Annotated in this window: 13 protein-coding genes; 6 read left to right on the top strand and 7 right to left on the bottom strand. The window is 32.2% G+C overall.

Annotated elements, in window-relative coordinates:
- Window position 1: 1 nt before the first annotated feature.
- The gene (locus ACFSX9_RS04360) at window positions 2-2,935 is read right to left on the bottom strand and encodes a hypothetical protein (protein WP_379804877.1); all 2,934 of its coding nucleotides are present in this window, start codon (window positions 2,933-2,935) and stop codon (window positions 2-4) included.
- Between the two features lie 429 nt (window positions 2,936-3,364).
- A complete protein-coding gene (locus tag ACFSX9_RS04355; RefSeq protein WP_379804875.1) occupies window positions 3,365-4,990 on the bottom strand; it encodes a T9SS type A sorting domain-containing protein in 1,626 nt (541 codons plus the stop codon).
- 887 nt (window positions 4,991-5,877) lie between these two features.
- On the opposite strand from ACFSX9_RS04355, the gene ACFSX9_RS04350 reads away from it, so the two are divergent.
- The 6 genes from ACFSX9_RS04350 (at window position 5,878) to ACFSX9_RS04325 (ending at window position 14,884) form a co-directional block, all read left to right on the top strand.
- Window positions 5,878-8,277, top strand: a complete 2,400-nt coding sequence (locus ACFSX9_RS04350; RefSeq protein ID WP_379804873.1) for a TonB-dependent receptor — start codon at window positions 5,878-5,880, stop codon at window positions 8,275-8,277.
- Window positions 8,278-8,290: 13 nt separating this feature from the next.
- Window positions 8,291-9,649, top strand: coding sequence for a hypothetical protein (locus tag ACFSX9_RS04345; protein WP_379804871.1), 1,359 nt, complete (start codon window positions 8,291-8,293; stop codon window positions 9,647-9,649).
- Window positions 9,650-9,733: 84 nt separating this feature from the next.
- The gene (locus tag ACFSX9_RS04340; RefSeq protein WP_379804868.1) at window positions 9,734-11,197 is read left to right on the top strand and encodes an ankyrin repeat domain-containing protein; all 1,464 of its coding nucleotides are present in this window, start codon (window positions 9,734-9,736) and stop codon (window positions 11,195-11,197) included.
- Between the two features lie 6 nt (window positions 11,198-11,203).
- Window positions 11,204-11,686: a DUF2271 domain-containing protein gene (locus ACFSX9_RS04335; protein ID WP_379804865.1), complete on the top strand. Its 483-nt coding sequence runs from the start codon at window positions 11,204-11,206 to the stop codon at window positions 11,684-11,686.
- A 12-nt stretch (window positions 11,687-11,698) separates the two neighbouring features.
- Window positions 11,699-13,897 (top strand): PepSY domain-containing protein, encoded by a 2,199-nt coding sequence (locus tag ACFSX9_RS04330; RefSeq protein ID WP_379804863.1) that lies wholly within the window; start codon window positions 11,699-11,701, stop codon window positions 13,895-13,897.
- A 9-nt stretch (window positions 13,898-13,906) separates the two neighbouring features.
- The gene (locus ACFSX9_RS04325) at window positions 13,907-14,884 is read left to right on the top strand and encodes an FAD:protein FMN transferase (protein WP_379804860.1); all 978 of its coding nucleotides are present in this window, start codon (window positions 13,907-13,909) and stop codon (window positions 14,882-14,884) included.
- 76 nt (window positions 14,885-14,960) lie between these two features.
- On the opposite strand, the gene ACFSX9_RS04320 is transcribed toward ACFSX9_RS04325, so the two are convergent.
- The 5 genes from ACFSX9_RS04320 to ACFSX9_RS04300 all read right to left on the bottom strand — a co-directional run bounded on the left by ACFSX9_RS04320 (window position 14,961) and on the right by ACFSX9_RS04300 (window position 19,721).
- On the bottom strand, window positions 14,961-15,578 hold the full coding sequence (locus tag ACFSX9_RS04320; protein WP_379804858.1) for a hypothetical protein: 618 nt from the start codon (window positions 15,576-15,578) through the stop codon (window positions 14,961-14,963).
- A 338-nt stretch (window positions 15,579-15,916) separates the two neighbouring features.
- A complete protein-coding gene (locus ACFSX9_RS04315; protein ID WP_379804855.1) occupies window positions 15,917-16,543 on the bottom strand; it encodes a P-loop NTPase family protein in 627 nt (208 codons plus the stop codon).
- A 140-nt stretch (window positions 16,544-16,683) separates the two neighbouring features.
- Complete coding sequence (locus ACFSX9_RS04310) at window positions 16,684-17,556, bottom strand: transcriptional regulator (RefSeq protein ID WP_379804852.1); 873 nt, start codon at window positions 17,554-17,556, stop codon at window positions 16,684-16,686.
- A 65-nt stretch (window positions 17,557-17,621) separates the two neighbouring features.
- A complete protein-coding gene (locus tag ACFSX9_RS04305) occupies window positions 17,622-17,945 on the bottom strand; it encodes a helix-turn-helix domain-containing protein (RefSeq protein WP_379804849.1) in 324 nt (107 codons plus the stop codon).
- 105 nt (window positions 17,946-18,050) lie between these two features.
- Window positions 18,051-19,721, bottom strand: a complete 1,671-nt coding sequence (locus ACFSX9_RS04300) for an AraC family transcriptional regulator (protein ID WP_379804846.1) — start codon at window positions 19,719-19,721, stop codon at window positions 18,051-18,053.
- Window positions 19,722-19,915 lie beyond the last annotated feature (194 nt).

The following is a 19,915-nucleotide window of genomic DNA, read 5'->3' as shown; positions in this document are numbered from 1 at the left end:
TTTAGTTTTGTGTTCTGTAGTGATATTTATTTTCACTCAAGATGTTACCTTGACTATCTTTTACGAATTCAAGACGATTAAATTCGTCATAATGATAAGTTTGTCTATCCCCTTTGGGATCAGTAACAGTACTAATACCAACTAATTGCTTGTAGGTATAAGTTGTTATCATAGCATTGGCTAAAGCCATATTATTTCGAAGATTAGTAAGTGCGATTAGTATGTTTTGATCATTATTTGCAACATTGGTAGCACTTTGAATTGCTAAAATAAGATTAGTAGGAATTGCCGCATATTGAATATTTTCAATTTTAGCCACTGGCTTAGTTAAATTGTATCCCCAAATGTAACTTGTAAATGAACCCTTATCGTTAGTTACCTCATTAGTTGTACCACTTATATTATCAACTACAGAAATTCTTTTTTCAAGGGTATAATCCCCTTGTCCTTTAGCAGTAAATTCTTTACTATTCTTATACAAATTGTTACCAAAATAAGCGAATTCCGATTTACTTTTATTGAGCAATTCACCATCATAGTATCTTTCTGTTTCAATCACATCAGAAACCATATTTTTAGCTAATAATTCTGTTGCAAAAGGAGTATTGGGTCTTTCGTTTAGATAAAAAAACGATGTTCTCGACATCTTATCTTGAGAATTAAAAGACATCATTATAGAAGGCTTAGGATTCCAATTGTTATAACTATAAATAGATTTTGAAGTCAAAGAAAGAGTTGGAAAATGCCTTGTGTATTTAGAATATATCCTTTCAATATAATAATTTCTGACTTTATAATTACCAATATATGATATAAGCAAATCACCACTAGAGTATCCACTTAAATTGTCTATACTTGAATAATATTGATAGTTGTTAGTAGGCGCCAAAAGATAGTATTTTCTATCAGTAGTCAATAAATTATTTTCATTATCAAAGGTTTTAATGCTATGTAACAATCCAGTTTTTAAAACATTCCCATAATAAAAAGTAGAAACACCCGAAATATCATAATTAATACCATCGGTAGGAGTGTAATATGAATACTTAGTGTAACCATTATTATCTTCACTAACTTTTACATTCTTGTATAAAACAAATGCTCCCGATATATATCCCACACTAGGCATAAATTTTGCAGTTCCTGTCTCAAAAAGTGTTCCTGAAGATCTGGAAGGGATAGTGAAATCATTGTAAGAAAAAGATAGATTTCTAATAGGAGTATTAGAATTTGCATCTTCAAAGTGCTTAATAGATTTTATCCGAACTCCTCCAGCATAATAAAAATATTTCTTCTCCGCTTTCTGTCTCACAGTATACATCTGGTAACTTATATTACCTCCAAATGGAGCAATAATCTTAAGAGTATAATAACCTGCTGGTAAAAATATTTTTTCACTTAAATTATAGCAATTTTGCGCTTCAGAATTAGATACGCCAGAAGCTGCTTTTACTTTCAAATTTGCATCTAAAAGTTGATAGCCAATATTTAAATTTTGTGCAGAGGGATCTTCGATGTAAGGAGATGGGTTCCCTTGACCACTAAATGAAATGTACAATTCTGTATCCTGCATGATCCTAAAAGGTCTCGTTAATTGATTTGGTTCAACATTATATGCATCCGATCTTACAGTCTCTATATAAAAATTGTCCTGATTATAACTAAGGTGAAGTTCTTCATATAAAGGGTCTATTGGTTTTAAAGTAAAATCTTCGAAATTATGCCCCGTAAAATAAGATTCTGAAAAATAATCATAATCTGAAAAATCATAGTCTTTTGGGTAATCGTGATTAGTTAGATGAAATCCAGGTAGACCTACATAGCCCAATGGATCAATAGTGTTTGACTCAAATTCATAATCTACTCTGCCACCAGTAGGTAGAACAACACTTTTTAACAAGCCTGCTTTTACAGAATTCTTATTTGCAATCTCGATAGGAGTTTCAATAATTCTATCACGTAGATTACAATTTTCAACAATTTTTCTAAAGCCATAATAATCATAACCTCGCGAATAATTACCGCCATTGCCACTACCACCCACAACATAATTATATGGATCTGGATCATCTGAATAGACATTGCCTTCATACAAAAACTTGTATTTTTCAACAATTGTATTATTAACATCTAAATGATGCAAAAAGTTTAATTCGTGATCACCGCTGTAGCCGAATAGGCACTTTTTTATCAAAGTATTATTCAAATTTCTTAGAGAAATATTATCTAACCTAGCAATTTCAATATTTTTATCAATATTTTTAGAATCAATAGTGTAATTAAATTTTAATTTACCAATATTTGTTGCTATAATTTCATCTAATGCATATACTGTTTGAAGACGTCTAACTGAATTTTGTGTAAATACCTGTTGATAATTTAATGTGCTTAATAATTTATTACTTGAATCAAGAACTTTGGTTAAGAAAAAAGTTGACCGTACATTTCCTTCATCATTATTAAATAAATCAAAATAATATTTAAGACCGTTAGTATCAGTAACTAGAAATGAATTAACTTTAAAATTATATTCAGTATTATAATTAAACTCTATTTTCAATTGTGTCTTATCTAAAAATTTTAATGAGGCTACTTTTGTTATTAGATCAAATTCAAAAGTAAATCTACCATTTTCACCATTAATATTATAATAATAAATATCATCAACTTTTCTGCTAAATGGGTTCGGGCCTCTAAAGGGAACTTCTTCATCAGGTTGTCCATTAGCATCTTTGGAAATACTAGGAATTCCTATTAAACTCCATCCTTTCCCAACTTGCGAAATTTTTTGTTGAATTGCTACATTATTTGGATGGTAACTAATTTTGAAGGTAAATCCTAAATCACTGCTCGTTGTGGGTAAGCTTAATAAATCATAACTAATACCTGGAATTCCTGTACAATAGTCCACTGGTGCATGTTGATAACTAGCCATTGAAGGCCTAGTAGTGTTGGTATATGAGCTCAAATCACCTATCTGGGCAATCAATATTACTGGCTGTAATACTATTATAAAAAAAAACAATTTCTTCTTAAATGTAATTTTTGTCATTTTTGTATTCATTTATTATTCTGTTGTAATTTCAGCAATGCTGTGCACTTTTTTTTTGTTTTATATAATACAATCCCAATCTAATATCCCAAAAGAATTAATTTGATTGATTTTTTTTGAACCTGTAGTCAATTTAAAAGTAAAATAAAAAAATTACTATACACGTTCCGTAAATTATAGACAATTTTTTAAATTTCATTAATATTGATAATATTGGAAGAATACTTTATTATATTAGTAGTTTCGGGTCGATCTGTTAAAATAACAAAACGTTTCATCAAATACATTATAAAATTTTCTCAATTCATCACTTTATTTTTTTATTACTTTAACACCACCTTTTTCGGTGTTGGTTTTAACTTCAATCACATAAATTCCTTGAGGCAGTCCATTCATATCTATCGGAACGGTACGGTCTCCAGAAATTTCTACAGTTTTTAAAGTCCTGCCACTTAAATCATATAGCACGGCGGTTCCGTGGTTGTATTCAAATGTGATAATTACATTTGTAAAGTTGCTTGCTGGGTTTGGGACCGCTTCAAGTGCAATACGCTCTTTTTCCTTTTTGTCTTTGTCTCTTAGCTTAACTACCCAGAAATCGCCACCGCCAATTGCGGACTGCTTATCTCTTGACACTTGACCTTTTGAAGTTCCAGCCAAAATATAACCACCGTCTCTGGTTTCAAATAATTTACGCATTACTTCATCTCCAGAACTTCCAACGGTTTGGGTCCAAATCTCTTCCCCCGTTGCTTTAATTTTTAAGGCGATGTAATCATTAATACCTTCCTTATCACCTTTAAGTGATTTACCCATTGTTTTTTGTGAATTTTCTTTTAATTCAGACTGTGCATAGCCGCCTATTAAAAATGTACCGTCAGGATTTTCCACAATAGAGCACAAGATGTCTTTTTCACCATAATTGTAAGTTTCTTGCCATTCTATAGTTCCTATTTTATCTAATTTTAATATCCAAAAATCAGTGCCCTTACTATTTGCTTTTGACTTTGAATTTGAAACTCCAGAATTAGAACTTCCGCCGGCCATAAAGCCACCATCTTTTGTTTCTATTGAGGCAAATAAAGTATCGTCTTTATCTCCGCCGAATGTATGTTGCCATACTTCATTTCCTTGGTCATCCAGCTTCACAATCCAATAGTCATTTAATCCAAAACAATCTTGTTTTTTATCGCCTGAGATTGGTGAATTAGAATAACCACCTAAAACATATCCTTTGTCCTGCGTTTCACTAATTGATTTTAATTCATCTGTGTATTTGCCACCAAGCGTTTTTTGCCACTGGATCTCACCTTTGCTGTTTAACTTTACTACCCAGTAGTCTAAACCCCCTCTGCTGTCATCTGTCTTACCATATTTGTCTTCTAAACCTTTTTCATCTGGAAAAGATTTATCAGAACTGGAAGTACCCCCCAGTATATAGCCACCATCTGTAGTTTGCGCAATGCTAAATAATTTTTCTTGCCCGGTGCCTCCGATAGTTCTTTGCCACATTTGATTTCCTTTACCATCTAACTTAATAATCCAGAAATCTTCTTGTCCTTTACTGTTTTCTGTTTTATCGCCACTAAGCTTAGAGCTTGAAGTTCCTGCAAGTATAAAACCGCCATCATTTGTTAATTGTACGCTTTGTAGCAAATCGACTCCATCTCCGCCAAAGCTTTTTTGCCACTCAGGTGTACCTTTTTCATTCATTTTCCAAATCCAATAATCAAGGTCTCCTTTGTTAGCCTCAGCTTTATTGCCATTTTTATTAGAAATAGAGCTTCCTGCTAACAAAAAACCATAATCAGGTGTTGGAATTGCATCGGATAAAAATTCTGCATGTTTGCCGCCGTAGGAGTGTTCCCAAAGAACATCTTGAGCAAATGAATTTACTGGCGAAATAAGGCTAATAAAAAAAAGTAATAATTTCTTCATATAAACATATTTGATTGTTGCATTAAAAATCTGACATCGATTCTTGAACGCGCCAAACGTACAGAGAAATACTTATTTAATTGTTACAGATTTTCTGTACATTTTTATTTTTAATTCTCAATGTTTACTGGTTTTTTACTATTTAATTAGAAGTTTTTAGAAATGTAAAGCGCGTTTTTCGACTTTTACGATTTACTATTAGCATAAGATTATCCTTAATAAGAATATGTCAATTTTTGACTCGATCATTAAAAGAAAAAGAGAATATTGTGTTGCTTGTTGAAGGAAAAAAAAAGGTGTGATTATCAGTCGGTAGTTGTATTATTACTTGAAATATCTAATAACTAGTAGTACAGAATTATTTTCCTTATTCAAGCAAGATTTTTTTCTAGTGAAAAAATTCATCTTTAAATTTACTATTAATTCTAATTTTTAGTTTTATTTAGGAGGCATACGAGGTGCTAATAATGTTGGGGACATTCGAGCCATCGAGTGGGCGAGGATTGCAAATTCGGGCCATCGGTTTGGTTTTTGGAAACGTAATTCAGTGCGATTACTTTATTTAAATAAATTATACGAATTTTGAAATAGCTTCACTTTATACTATTTTTCTCAATTTCTCCTGAGAATATTTATAGCCTTTATTGTTTTTTTGTTTTTGATAATCAATGCTTTATGATTTTTATTCGTCTGTTTTTTAAACTTTTTGCTATTTTAAACTCTTAGTTGTTGTCGTAAATTATTTTTAATATAGTAATACAGCAGGTAATCAATATCTTACAAATTTATTTTTGGTTGCCGTAAAAATTTTAACATAGAATCTCACTATTCTTATTTGGATTTATTACAAATAAGAATATCTTTGTCGAAATAATTACAAAAAAAACATGTCATTCTATCGTTACTTTTATCTCATATTGTGTTTTAGTTTTTCCTCTTTTGCTCAAAACACAACTCTTAAAGGAAGTATTCAATTTGAAGGAAACGAACCTGCTTCAAATGTTTTAGTTTTTCTTCAAGGAACTACTAAATCCGCAGTTACAGATGAAAACGGAAACTACATTATAAACAATGTTCCTTATGGAAATTATATTCTTGAAACTAGTTCAATAGAAGCAAATAAAAAGACTGTAGCGGTAAAGTTTAATGCTACCACTAAAAATGTAAATATAATAATTGAGCGTGCAACAAGCGTTGAGCTTAATGAAGTGGTGGTTAAGGTTACAACTGAGAAAACTAAAATTGAAACTAAAGGTTTTGCAGTAAATGTTATAGAAACCAAAGCAGCGGCTGTACGAAATGTGCAGACTAATGAGCTACTAAGTAAGACGGTTGGTGTCCGCATTCGCCAAAATGGTGGTTTGGGCTCTGCTGTTAATTACAATATTAATGGAATGTCTGGTAATTCTGTCCGAATTTTTATCGATGGCATTCCTATTTCAACATATGGTTCTTCTTTTGATTTAAATAGTATTCCCCCATCAATCATTGATCGTATCGAAGTTTATAAAGGTGTTGTTCCAGGTCATTTATCTGATGATGCTTTAGGAGGTGCTATTAATGTTGTATTGAAAAAAGGCGTTAGAAATACTTTCAACGCGTCGGCTTCTTATGGTTCATTTAACACATCACAAGTGAATTTTAATGGTTTGTATCGTTTCAAAGAATCGGGTTTTACGATTAAAACTTCTTTTTTCAACAATTATTCAGATAACGATTATGAAGTATGGGGGAAAACAGTTTATAACATATTACCTAACGGTCGATACGATTACATTAAAGCTAAAAGACTTCAAGATGCTTTTCGATCAACAGGAAGTGTGGTAGAAGTTGGATTTACAGATGTTAAATGGGCGGATAATTTCTTTATTGGTTATACTAGTTCAGATTCGTATAAAGAAGTGCAGCACGGAACATTTATGTCAACTCCCTATAAAGGTAGGTTTTTACGATCAGATGCAGCATTAATGAGTTTAACCTACAATAAGAAAGATCTCTTTGTAAAAGGTTTAGAATTTAATTTTCACGGATTATATGGTGAAAGAAATCGCATAGTTAGTGATACCGTAAAATGGAATTATGATTGGAATGGAAATCTGAGTTTAGATTTAAACGGTCAGCCAATTCCACGGTCAGGGGCACAACAAGGAGCTCCAACTTTATCAAATATTAAAAGAGAAGTTGGTGCTATAAGAACTGGTATTTCTTATGAATTCAATGCCAATCATAAATTTTTATTAAATTATACAATGTCGATTGTGAATAGGGAAGATGATGATGAAATGAAATCTGTTTTAGAACGAAAATTTATTGGAACAAGAGATTTAAACAAAAACATCGGTGCTTTGACTTATGAATTGACTGCTCATGAAAACAGGTTAAAAGCTAGTGTTTTTAGCAAATATTATCAGCAAAGGATTGAACGAATGAATCCGAAAGTACAAAATATTAATGGTGTGCCTACGCGAGTTGAAGATGTCGTTAGTAGTGATAAAAATGTTATGGGTTACGGTGGAGCATTTTCTTATGCTGTTCTGCCTATGGTAACGCTCTTAACATCTGCCGAAAAAGCAGTGAGATTACCTACTGAAAATGAAGTATTTGGAGATTCGGGTGATAACATATCTGAAAATCCAAACATTAAAGCGGAAACTAGTAAGAATTATAATCTCGGTTTTAGATTTGGAAAATTTAAGTTTAAAAAACATGAATTAGTAATTTCTGCTAATGGTTTTATTAGAGATATAACAGACAGAATTGGTACACCCGTACAAACCGCTATTAATACAAATATTCAAACACTTCCCTTTGTAAATCAAGGAAATGTTAAGTCGAAAGGTATTGATTTGGAATTCAATTATAGTTATAATAATAACCTAAACATTACAATGGGAGCCTCAAAATTTGAACTTACTACCGTTACAGGCGGTATCAAATATGACTTGCCAAATGAGCCTTTTTTAAATGCTAACGTAAGTGCACAGTATTCGTTCAAAGATGTGTTTGCTAAAAAGTCACAATTGAATCTTTTCTATAATTTCATGTTCGTAGATACTTTTAACTACAACCGAAAATTATATAGCAATACCGCCGGAACAGATTTTTTTAATGTCCCGGAACAATTTATACAAGATGCGGGTGTGAGTTATGTTTTTCCTAAGAAAAACTTTATAGCCAGTTTTGATGCTAAGAACATGTTTAACAAGCAGAGTTACGACAATATGGGCGTACAAAAACCCGGAAGAGCATTTTACTTGAAACTTAATTACATAATCAATAACTTTTAAATATATAAATATAATGAAAAACAGATTTTTAAATTTATGGGCTTTTACCGCACTTATTGGAGTATTTGCGCTAACAACAAGCTGCAGCGATGATGATAATACTGGTGGTGGAACTACAGAACCGCCTATAACAGAAGGCAGATATATCACTGTGGCAGGAGCTGTAATGGGAACTAATAATCCTAGACCAGGAGACGGAAATGGTGGGACACTTGTATACGCTATAAGCAAAGAAAATGCTAAAGATCCTTCTAAAACTTATGATGTTTTCGAAAATGGATTCGCAGTACCTTCTAACAGAACAGCCCGTTTGCAAAGTTCAGAAGATGGGGCTACGCTTTTCAATATCGCTTATACTGGAACAAATGGTGGTGAATTTTCAAAATACACAGTAAATGGCGGACAAAATTATAGCCCTACAGGAGGTGTTGTGAATATCTCACAATATGCTGGAACAAGTCCAAGATGGGTTAAATTATATGATGGTGATAAAACTGGAATTGCTGTAAATGTTACTTCTCCAACGGTTGTTACTAATGCTGATGAAAGCTACAAACATACTAGAGGAACCGCTACAGTTTTAGCATTAGACATGAAAAATTCACTAATTTCAGGCACAAAAAATTATGAAATTGCTTTGAGCGCAACGGAAGAAGCACAAGGACATCATATTTTTAGATTAGATGCACCAGTTTTAAATAAAGCAGGAAATAAATTAATTATTGGTACTTGGATGCGTAAAACAAACCCAGCTACGGGAACAAACGAAAGTACATTTACTCACTTAGGAGCTAAATCAGTAGTTGTTGATTATCCTTCATTAGATAATCCGGTTGTAATTACTTCTACTGTAGGATTTGGTGACACTAGTGGTTACCGTAGTTTTAATAGTTTTGTTGGGGACGATGGAAATATTTATCAAGCTACACAAAGAGACGCTTCTGGTTCTCACATTTTACGTATTAATTCAAGTAATCAATATGATAATTCTTACGTATTTAATTTAGATACTGCATTAGGCTTAACTGGTACTTATATTGAAAACTGGAAATATGCAGGGAACGGAAAAGCTGTAGTAGCTTATACTCATAGCGGTTCAGCAGTTTCTGCTCTTTCAGGTCAATCACAAAGCTTTTTAGCACTTGTAGATCTTACTGCAAAAACAGCACAAACTTTAGACTTACCATATAATTCAGATATGTATTTCTTCCAATATCAAGGTTATGTTGTTGATGGATTTGATGTTTATGTAACTGCAGCACCGGTTGGACAAGACGGTCGTATTTATATAATCAACAGTGCAACAGGAGTTGTAACAACTGGTGCTAAATTAACAAATAAACCAGGAAATCACTTTATTGGAGCATTCTAAGTTATAGTATAAATTCCGTGTCGTATTTTTGCAACACGGAATTTTTATATTTTATTTTAAAGTTTCATTTAAAACAAAACCGCAATGAAAAAAATATTGTTTAGTACACTACTGCTAGTTGCAAGTATTGCAAATGGACAGAATACACTTTTAAGTTCTGACTTTTGGAAAAAAAAACCAGATTTAACTCTTATTAAAGAAACCATAGCAAAAGGGAATAGTCCTTCTGAAGCAAACGGTGGTAATTTTGACGCCGTTACTATGGCTATTAATAGTGATGCGTCATTAGAAAGCATCTTATTTCTTATTCAACAAGATGGGAATAGTGTGAAAAAATTAACGCACGATGGTCGTACGTACTTGCATTGGGCAGCTAATAAAGGAAATGTTGATTTAGTAAAAATTTTATTGGAAAAAGGAGCAGCTATTAATCTTTCTGATGATAAAGGAGCAATTCCACTTGCATTTGCTGCAGCTAATGGACAAGCTAATCCTAAATTATATGAGTTGTTTTTTAAAGCCGGAAACAATCCAAAACAAAAATATAAAAACGGAGCCAATTTATTACTCTTATCCATTCCAAACGACAAAGAACTAAAATTAGCCGATTATCTTGCTACTAAAGGTTTGTCGTTAAAAGATACGGATGATTTAGGGAATACGGCATTTAATTATGCTTCTAGAAGTGGTGATGTGAAACTATTGCAAAATCTCCTAAAAAAGGGAGTTAAATATGATGGAAGGGCTTTAATTATTGCTTCTCAGGGAACAAGAGCTTCATCAGCAACTTTAGAAGCTTATAAATATTTGGTTGAAGATTTAAAGATCAATCCAAATTCTTTAGGTGATGAAGGTGAAAATGTTTTACACAATCTAGTTAGAAAACAAAAACAAGAAGATATTATTGATTATTTCTTAGCTAAAGGTGTTGATGTAAATCACCAAGATAAAGCAGAAAATAGCATTTTAATGAATGCCACTAGAGCAAATATCGAGGTTATAAAACCATTTATCGCTGAGGTTAAGGATATAAACGTTGCTAATTTAAAGGGGATGACTGCTTTATCTTTTGCTGTAGAGAATGGTTCACCAGAAATGGTTGAATTTTTATTAGCCAAAGGAGCAAAGAGTACTGTAATTGATTCAAAAGGAAATAATTTAGCGTATTATTTGATTCAATCAGTGCGAAGAGATGGGAAAGACGGATTTGACGAAAAATTAAATTTGTTGAAAAATTCTGGTTTTGACATCACAATGCCACAAAAAGACGGCAATACATTATATCATTTAGCAGTTGCTAAAAATGATTTGAATTTGTTCAAGAAAATTACAGGCTTTGGTATTGCCATTAATGCGAAAAACGACGAAGGTATGACTGCTTTGCATAAAGTAGCATTAACTGCAAAAGATGATAGCCTCTTACACTACCTAATTTCTGCAGGTGCTAATAAAGACATCAAAACAGAATTTGATGAAACCGCTTATGATTTGGCAAAAGAAAATGAATCATTAACAGCAAGTAAAACTGCCATAGATTTTTTAAGATAATAAACCATGAATAAATTAATAAAATTAACATTTATAGGCTTATTTAGTCTATTGTTTTCGCCGCAGGCAGTTGCACAACAAGCCAAGTATAAATGTATGTTGCAAATGACAAATTATGATGGTTTAGAGGCTTACGTTGTAGTTTCTTTAATTGATCCTAAAGGGAATTATGAAAAGACGTTATATGTAATGGGGCCAGATAAACAATGGTATAATGGTTTTAAAGAATGGAATAAAACGTTCGCAAAAAAGAAAGAAAATCTTAATGGAATTACAGGTGCATCTATAGCAGCAGGCGATAGAAGTATTACGACTTTTTCTATTGATGAATCGAAAATAAATAAAGGATATAAACTTCGTTTTGAATCGGCTGTTGAAGATAATAATTACTATGTTCAAGATGTAGAAATTGCATTGACAACTGAGGAAATCACAAAGAAAACAGAAGGAAAAGGTTTTATTCGCTATGTAAAGCTGAACAAAATTTAAAAATAATATAAGATGACATTGTCTATTTGGCGGTATGCCCATTTGGTTTTAGCTCTTTTGGCTTCACTTGTACTTATTATTGCTTCTTTGACAGGAATTGTTCTTGCTGTTGATGTAGCCAATGAGAAAACAAATCCGTATCAAATAGACAATTTCAATGCTATAACGCTGGTTCAAGTTTTGCCCGAATTACGCAAAGTTTATCCTGAAATTTCTAATATTTCAGTTGATCACAACCAATTCGTAACTTTGAAAGGTTTTGATGAAGAAAGTAATGAAATCAAAGCTTATATCAATCCAATTTCAGGCAAACAATTAGGAATACCAAAACCCAAAAATGAGTTTATCCAATGGAATTTGGCTTTACATCGTTCCTTATTTCTGCACGAAACAGGAAGATTTATTGTAGGATTGGCTTCGTTTTTATTTTTTTTAATCGGTATTTCTGGCACAATTCTGCTGATTAAACGACAAAATGGTATTAAAAAATTCTTTTCAAAGGTAAATAACGATTCGCTTGCCCAATATTTTCATGTAGTAACCGGAAGAATTATGTTACTTCCCGTTTTGATTATTGCATTAACCGGAACGTATTTATTTTTACTTCGATTCGAAATTATTCCTGCACAAAAAGCGATTGCGATTAATTATACGGAAGATGTAAAACTGAAAAAAGTCCCATTAACTGATTTTTCTGTATTTAAAGATACAAAATTGGCCGAAGTTGTAAAGATCGAATTTCCTTTTATGGAAGATGATCCGGAAGAATTTTACATCTTAAAGTTGAAAGATAGAGAAATAACAGTAAATCAAATAACGGGTCAAATCGTAAAAGAAACTAAATATCCTATCACACAAGTACTAGAAAAGTTTAGTTTTGATTTGCATACGGGACAAATAAATTGGACTTGGGCTATAATTTTGGCCTTAGCTTCTGTCAATATTTTACTTTTTATATATTCTGGATTTGCAATTACATTAAAGCGAACAAAAACAAGAATCAAGAATAAATATAAAGCAAACGAATGCGAATTTATACTTTTAGTAGGTTCAGAAAATGGTTCTACTTTAGGATTTGCAAATCAGATTCACAAGCAATTAATAGCAAATGGAAAGAAATCCTACCTAACGGATATGAATAATTATACCGATTTTCCAAGTGCGAAGCAACTCGTAATTTTTACTTCAACTTATGGATTAGGTGAAGCACCGATTAATGCTAAAAAGTTCGAAAAACTAGTGGTTGAATTTCCTCAAAAACAAAAAATTCAGTTTTCAGTTGTAGGATTTGGATCTAAATCTTATCCTGATTTCTGTGCTTATGCCAATCAAGTTGATGTGCTATTGTCTCAACAACGTTGGGCAGAAAAATCAGTAAAACTTCATACGGTTAACGATAAATCAGCGGAAGAATTTACACAATGGGTTTCAGTCTGGGCTAATCTAAATAGTCTTGCCATTGCAACAGCACCTTCTTTATACAGTCAAAAAGCACCAAAATTAAAAACTTTAAAAGTTGTGGATCGTGCAGAAATAAATTCGGATGAGGTAATTACTTTCAAGCTAAATTTGAAACCTACTGCATTCACTAAATTCAAATCGGGTGATTTATTAGCTATTTATCCAAAAAACGATGCTGTCGAACGCTTTTATTCCATCGGGAAAGTTGCTAATTCGGTACAATTAATTGTCCGATTGCATCCAAACGGATTAGGTTCAGAATTTTTATACAAGCTACAAAATGGCGATTCAATTAAAGCTCGAATTATTAAGAATTCTCACTTTCATTTTCCGAAGAAAGCTTCAAAAGTAGCTTTGATTTCAAATGGAACAGGCATTGCACCATTTTTAGGAATGTTAGCCGAAAATAATAGTAAGGTTGAAACTCATTTGTATTGTGGCTTTCGAACTAATAATATACTTACCAATAAATATTCAGAAATTGCACAAAAGCATATTTCCGAGGAAAAACTTTCTACTTTTAATTTAGCTTTATCAAGAGAAGAAACCGCACAATATGTAATGGATTTGATACTTCGCGATCAAGCATTTTTTCTTACATTATTGAAAAACAATGGTGTTATTATGATTTGTGGTGCTTTAAAAATGCAAAGAGATGTTGAGTCGGTATTAAAATGTATTTTCGAAAAAGACGGTTGTGATTTTCAAACATTCAAAGCAAATGACCAAATTTTAGCGGATTGTTATTAAATTTATAATATGAAAATTTCTCACTTCAGTATCACTACAACTTTACTTTTCTTTACCTTTTTCACTTTTGCTCAAGTGGAACAAACTAAGACTGTAAATTTGATGGGAAGCGTGTTCCAAATCACTTTGGTTGCTTCGGATAGTGTTTCAGCACAACAAAACATCAATAAAGCTATTGCAGAAATTGAATGGATTGAAAATTTAATTTCTGAATGGCGACCACAAACTCAAATTTCGCAAGTAAATCAAAATGCGGGAATAAAACCAATTAAGGTCGACAAGGAAGTTTTTGAACTTACGAAGAAGGCAATTTGGTTTTCTGATCTTTCACATGGTGCTTTTGATATAAGCATAGTCGCTATGGACAAAATTTGGAAATTTGACGGAACGATGGAAAAGATACCTTCAAAAAAAGCTGTGAAAAATTCTGTTGTCCATGTAAATTATAAAAATATAATTTTGGATTCTATTAACTCAACAATTTTTCTATCCAAACAAGGGATGAAAATAGGTTTTGGTTCCATCGGTAAAGGTTATGCTGCAGACAAAGCAAGTAAACTTTTGCAAGAATTAGGTGTCAAAGCTGGTATTATAAATGCTGCGGGTGATATTGCCACTTGGGGAACACAAATAAACGGAAAACCTTGGCGGATAGGTGTAAACAACCCTTTAGAAACGGGCGAAACAATTGCTGTTTTAGAGTTTTCAGGAAATAATGCAGTAACTACTTCGGGAAACTATGAGAAGTATGCCGAGATTAATGATAAGAGGTATTCCCATATTATCAATCCGAAAACAGGTTATCCGTCCACAGAATTAATAAGTGTTACAGTAATTGGCGAAAATGCAACAATGTGTAATGGCTTTAGTACTTCCGTTATGGTTTTAGGATTAGCAAATGGATTGGAGATGATTGAAAAGTTTCCGGAGTATAAGTACATAATTATTACAAGTACTAGGGAAATTCTAAAAAATAACATACCATAAATATTTAAGATCATTTTGCTTTTTTAAGGGAAGTCTTTTCTGATTATATTACTATCGTTTTATTTTACTAGACTGTCTATTTTTTACTACAGTTAATAGTCGTTAAATAATGAATGAATTCATGTAGTTCTGTAACAGCTAGCAAACCAATAGCTTGCTTAGGCACAGGCTCTGTTTTAAATTTATGGATGTGTCTTTTGAAACTCACTTCTCCTAAAGTAAAAATCAGTATTGTTTCTGCTAGATCTTCAAGGGCTGTTTTTGTTTCGTTACATGCAGCTTTTGGAAGGAAGAGAGTTACTGTTATTTTCTTTGATTCAATATTGTAATCATCTAATTTTATTTGTGTCTGTTTAATAAGTGTTAGCAGTTTCTCATTTAGCAAATTTTCTGTTTCTATTGTAAAAGGTTTAATAAAAGAGTGGATTGAAAAGTATTTTAAGGGTGGCGCTAGATCTTTTAAATTAGCTACTTGTTGAAATAATTTTGTATTTCCGTAAGTAGTAAAGAATAAGTTTATTTTGTTGTTATCATTTTTATTTATGATGATGAAATGTATCCCTTTTGAAATGTAATTGAGGTTTCGTTTTAGATGAAAGAACAATTCTTTTTTATTTTTATCTAAAGTATAAGCTTGAAGTATTGCTCGTTCGTTATCTTGGAACCATTTCCAGAAATTGATTGTTGTGTTCATGTTTTTTTATTGTAACGCGGATGCTATAGATTCTTCGCAACGCGGATTTATACTGATTTTATTTAAGTGCTTTCTGTATTTTTAATAAAATGGATATTTGTATTTTATTTTCGTTTGTCGTTGATGGTATTGTGAAAAGCTATTAGATTGCATAATTCTCTCAATCTAGACCGGACACTATTTCTAATTGTTTTCTCTATCTTGGAAGTATTTCCAGAGATTTATTATTTTGTTCCTGCTTTTTTTGGAACGCAGATGAAACTGATGCTTCGCAACGCGGATTTACACTGATTTTTTAAGGGCTTTCTACATTTTTTGATAAAGTGGATATTCTCATTTTATTTTCGTTTGTCTTTTATGTTATTGTCAAAAGCTATTAGATTGCATAATTCTCTCAATCTGGACCGGACTCTGTTTCCATAATTGTTTTCTATTTCGGAAGCGGATAGGTTAGTGGTTATGTGGGTTTTTAATTTTTTTGAAATGAATAGATCATATCTGGATAATAAAATTTCGGCCATTACATTGCATTCGTTTCCAAAATATTTCAGGTTGTTTTCTGTACCTAAATCGTCAAAACAATAATTTCTTGATTCTGCTTGGTATAATTTTCCTTTTGAGTACCTGTGAATAACTTCGTAGCCGTCTTGAATGAATTCAAAACTAATATCTCGGCAAGATTTTATGGCAAATTTATGATCGGTTTTTGCTAAGTATTTCATTAATGTTACTAGTGAAGTTTTACCGCTACCTATTGGTCCAGAAAGTAAAATTCCTTTGTTGAGGTTTATTCCATATTGAAAACAAGTTGCTTCATCTTGAAGGAAATAAGCAATGAGTTTGTAAACGATTGTGTAGTCGGTTTCGTGTATTGTAAAATGATTTCCATAGAGTACTTTACCCTTAGTTTGTAGCCATTGGATTACTTCTTGGTAATTGTAGTGCGTTTTTATGTCTTCATTCATTTGATAGTCTTTTAGGAATGCAGCTTACAAGGTTTTAACAGGTAAGCATGATATTTTTAACTAATGTGAGTGTAAAATTCTCATAAAATCCGATACTATTTTCCACCCCGCCCTATGGGCACCCCTCCAAAGGAGGGGAATTATAATGGTTCTGAGTAGTCTTTGTCTGTTGTGGTGTTTAACTGTTTTGCTCTGCTGGGTTGTTCGCTGTTTGAAATGAATTTTGGTGCATTAATCATCCAGTTTTGTGCAGCAGCTTGCCAGTTTTGCATTGGTGTTTTACCGCCTACTAACCAGCCGACACTAGAGAAATAGTTAAAGAATTTTTGGGCTTCGATTTCTGGAAAGTTTTCCGTTTGAAAATATGATTTTAACGTTTCAATGGTGGGCTTCTTTACTTCATTAGAAGTGATAATAGCTTTTTTTTCTTCTTTTTTTACGGAACTTTTTTCTTCTTGAATGTGCTCGATTTCCGTCGGTATGCCACTTTTATTCGTGGATCTATTTGCTTCTTTAAAACTTTTTGCTTGCTGGTTTACGTTTGCAATTTTTTTATTGTTTGCAATGTTTGTATTGTTTATATAGTTTATAGAAGATACTAGTGCTTGTTCAGTACTTGTTTCGTTACCGGTACAAGACTTGTCTACAACTTGTTCATTACCTTGTTCAAAAAGAAGTTCATTTTTTGGTTTTCTTTCCGATCTTGGAATTGGTTTTAAATCTTCGGAAAAGTTGAATAAAACAACGTGGCTTCCCTTGAATGGATTGAATGATGGTTGGTAATCAATGTATCCTAAACTATGTAGATTTTTTAAACACTTGTGATAGGTTGCTTTAGAGCTGATTTTGCTTATTCGCATTATCTCATCGCGATTGATGCTGATTGGATTTTTGAAACGATTGCAATTCCAGAATTGAAATAATGCTATATATAAACTTATATGGGTTGGGTTTAATGTTCTGTCTGTGGCTACTTTCTCAAAAAAGCCGGTTAGGTGTTTGATGTAGTTCATTATTTAAGGAAAAAGGGATTAGGTAAAAGGAGGAGGCAATTGGTTTTTCGGCGGATACTTTGAAATTACTTGGCAAGTGATTTATTAGCGTTTAAAATTTTTTCAATTTCTAGCGCGTCGTAATACAATGTATTTCCAATGTTTGTAAAGGATAGTGTACCATTAATCCGCAGGGTTTGGAGTGTTCCTGTGGAGATGTTTAAGAGCTTGCGGACTTCGTTTGATCTGAGCCACTTCTTGGGGTTTTGTGGTTTTTCAGACAGGACCTCTTTTAACTCATTTAGTAATAAATATCTGAACTCATTTAAGTCTTCTTTTGTGATAATTTGCTCACGAAACATTCTATTGTTGTTAGTTGTGTTCGTGAACCTGTCGTTTTCATTAGCCATAACGTATGTTTTAATTTGTTATGGGACAAAATTGTGGTATTTGATTTGATTTGTTTCACAAGTACCTCAGAAGTTGTGAAGGAAAAAGCATTTTTTATGTCAAAATTATTGGTTTACTTCCTTTAATTGTTCTATAAAATAGCAAGGAGAGATATCCGTTTTCTTTTTGAAAGCTCTAGTGAAGTTTTGTGTTGAGCCGAAACCAATTTCTTCTGCTAAAGCTTTGTTCGTATAATTTCTATATCTTCTTTCAGTCTTTAATACTTCTATAACATGGTCAATTTTAAGGGCATTTATATAATCGATTGTTTTTTTTCCTCTGTATTTTGCTATTATTTTTGAAGCATATTTTGTATTGGTTTTTAGATGTACTGCGATTTTGTTTAAGTTCATGTCTTTTTCCAAATATTTCTTTGTTTTCTCAAATCTTTCTAAATTATATAAAACAGACTCTATGATCTCTGGATTTATTTCGAGATCAGCTTCCATAGTTTTGCTGGTCGGTATTTTTAAATCCACTTTGCCTTTCATTAATTCCTCGAATTTTTGTCTGTATCGTTTTTTATTTCTGCGATGCCTGATCATTAATGCTATGATTATTGTGGCCGCTATAAAAAGTATTATGGAAAGCATATTACTTCTAAGTTTCATTTTCATTTCAATTTCCTGCTTTTCAGCAATCAATTTTGTCGTATCGAATTCTTTAAAAATTTTTCTAGATAAATATTTATAGTTTTTATTGAGCAATTTGTCCACTTCAATGAGCGCATTGATGTAGATTAGTTGCGACTCCATGTCCTTTTTATCTTGATACCAGCTGATAAGTAGTTCGTAATTTTCCCTTATATCCGGTCTGCTATATCCTTCCTGCACAAAAGCTTCATCCACTTTTATCAAATATGGAATTGCATTTTCTTTTTGATCTAACGCCCAGTAGCTTTTAGCGATGTAGAAATAAGTAAGTATTTCGTTCGCAAAGTCGTTTTTTGCTATTATGCTAGGGACAATTGCTTTTAAATTATTAAGAGCTTTTGAGTACCTTTTATTATAATATTGATTTATTCCTTCGGATTGTTTAAAGTAAGGAATCATATCAGAATTTTCAAGTTCTTGGCTCATTTGTAGCCCCAAATTATTGTAATGCGTACTGCGTTTGAAGTTTCCAATTTTGTTATAGCAAAGCCCTAAAGAATGGATTGTACTTAAGTAAGCTCGATCATTTTCTTCCTCAAAATAGACTAGACATTCCTGCAGTAAATCAATTGTTTCATCATAAAAACCAAGGTAATATTTTGTATTTGCTATTGCGTATTTTACTTTATGTATGGTGTAATCGTCCTTTGTTTTTGAAATGTGCTGGTGCGCTAGTATGTAATTGTCTAATGCGCTATCTAATTCTTTCTTTTCGTAGTGAACAATACCTTTTGTAAGATAGGCACTTCCAAGTAGCCTGTGTTCTTTTGAGCTTTTGGCTGTTGCGAGGAGGCTGTCTGAATAATTGATTAGTTTCTTTTTGTCTTCTAGAAACATTATGGTTTTATACGCTTTTGTAAGTTCAATCCAATTCTGTTTTGACTTAGCTAATGCTATCCAGGCTTTTGCATAGGTAATTGCTTTTTCCTTTCTCAACTTTTTACTGTTCGAAGCTTTTTCCAGATAAGAATACGGTTTATTTGCAAGACTATCCGCTATGTGAGCGCTTGTTGCATATACCCCTGACGACTTGCTAAGTACTACTAAAATTAGTAGCCAGTTTAATTGTAGGTTATTTTTCATAAGAGGGTGATGTCTAAAAAACAACGCTTGATTTGTTTTAATAGCTTTTCTAGGAATAAAAATAAGAATTATATAATTAAAGACTGTCATATTGTACTCAAAATCAACTAAAAGGAAAAAAAATAAATAAGTAGTTACACTATTTAGTATCAACTTTCGTGTGTTCAATTCGCGAATTTACCGTGTGTAATTCG

Source organism: Flavobacterium ardleyense, assembly GCF_042686085.1.
Lineage (GTDB): Bacteria > Bacteroidota > Bacteroidia > Flavobacteriales > Flavobacteriaceae > Flavobacterium > Flavobacterium ardleyense.
Note: the sequence above shows the minus strand (reverse complement) of the source record. Positions and strands in the feature narration are given on the sequence as shown.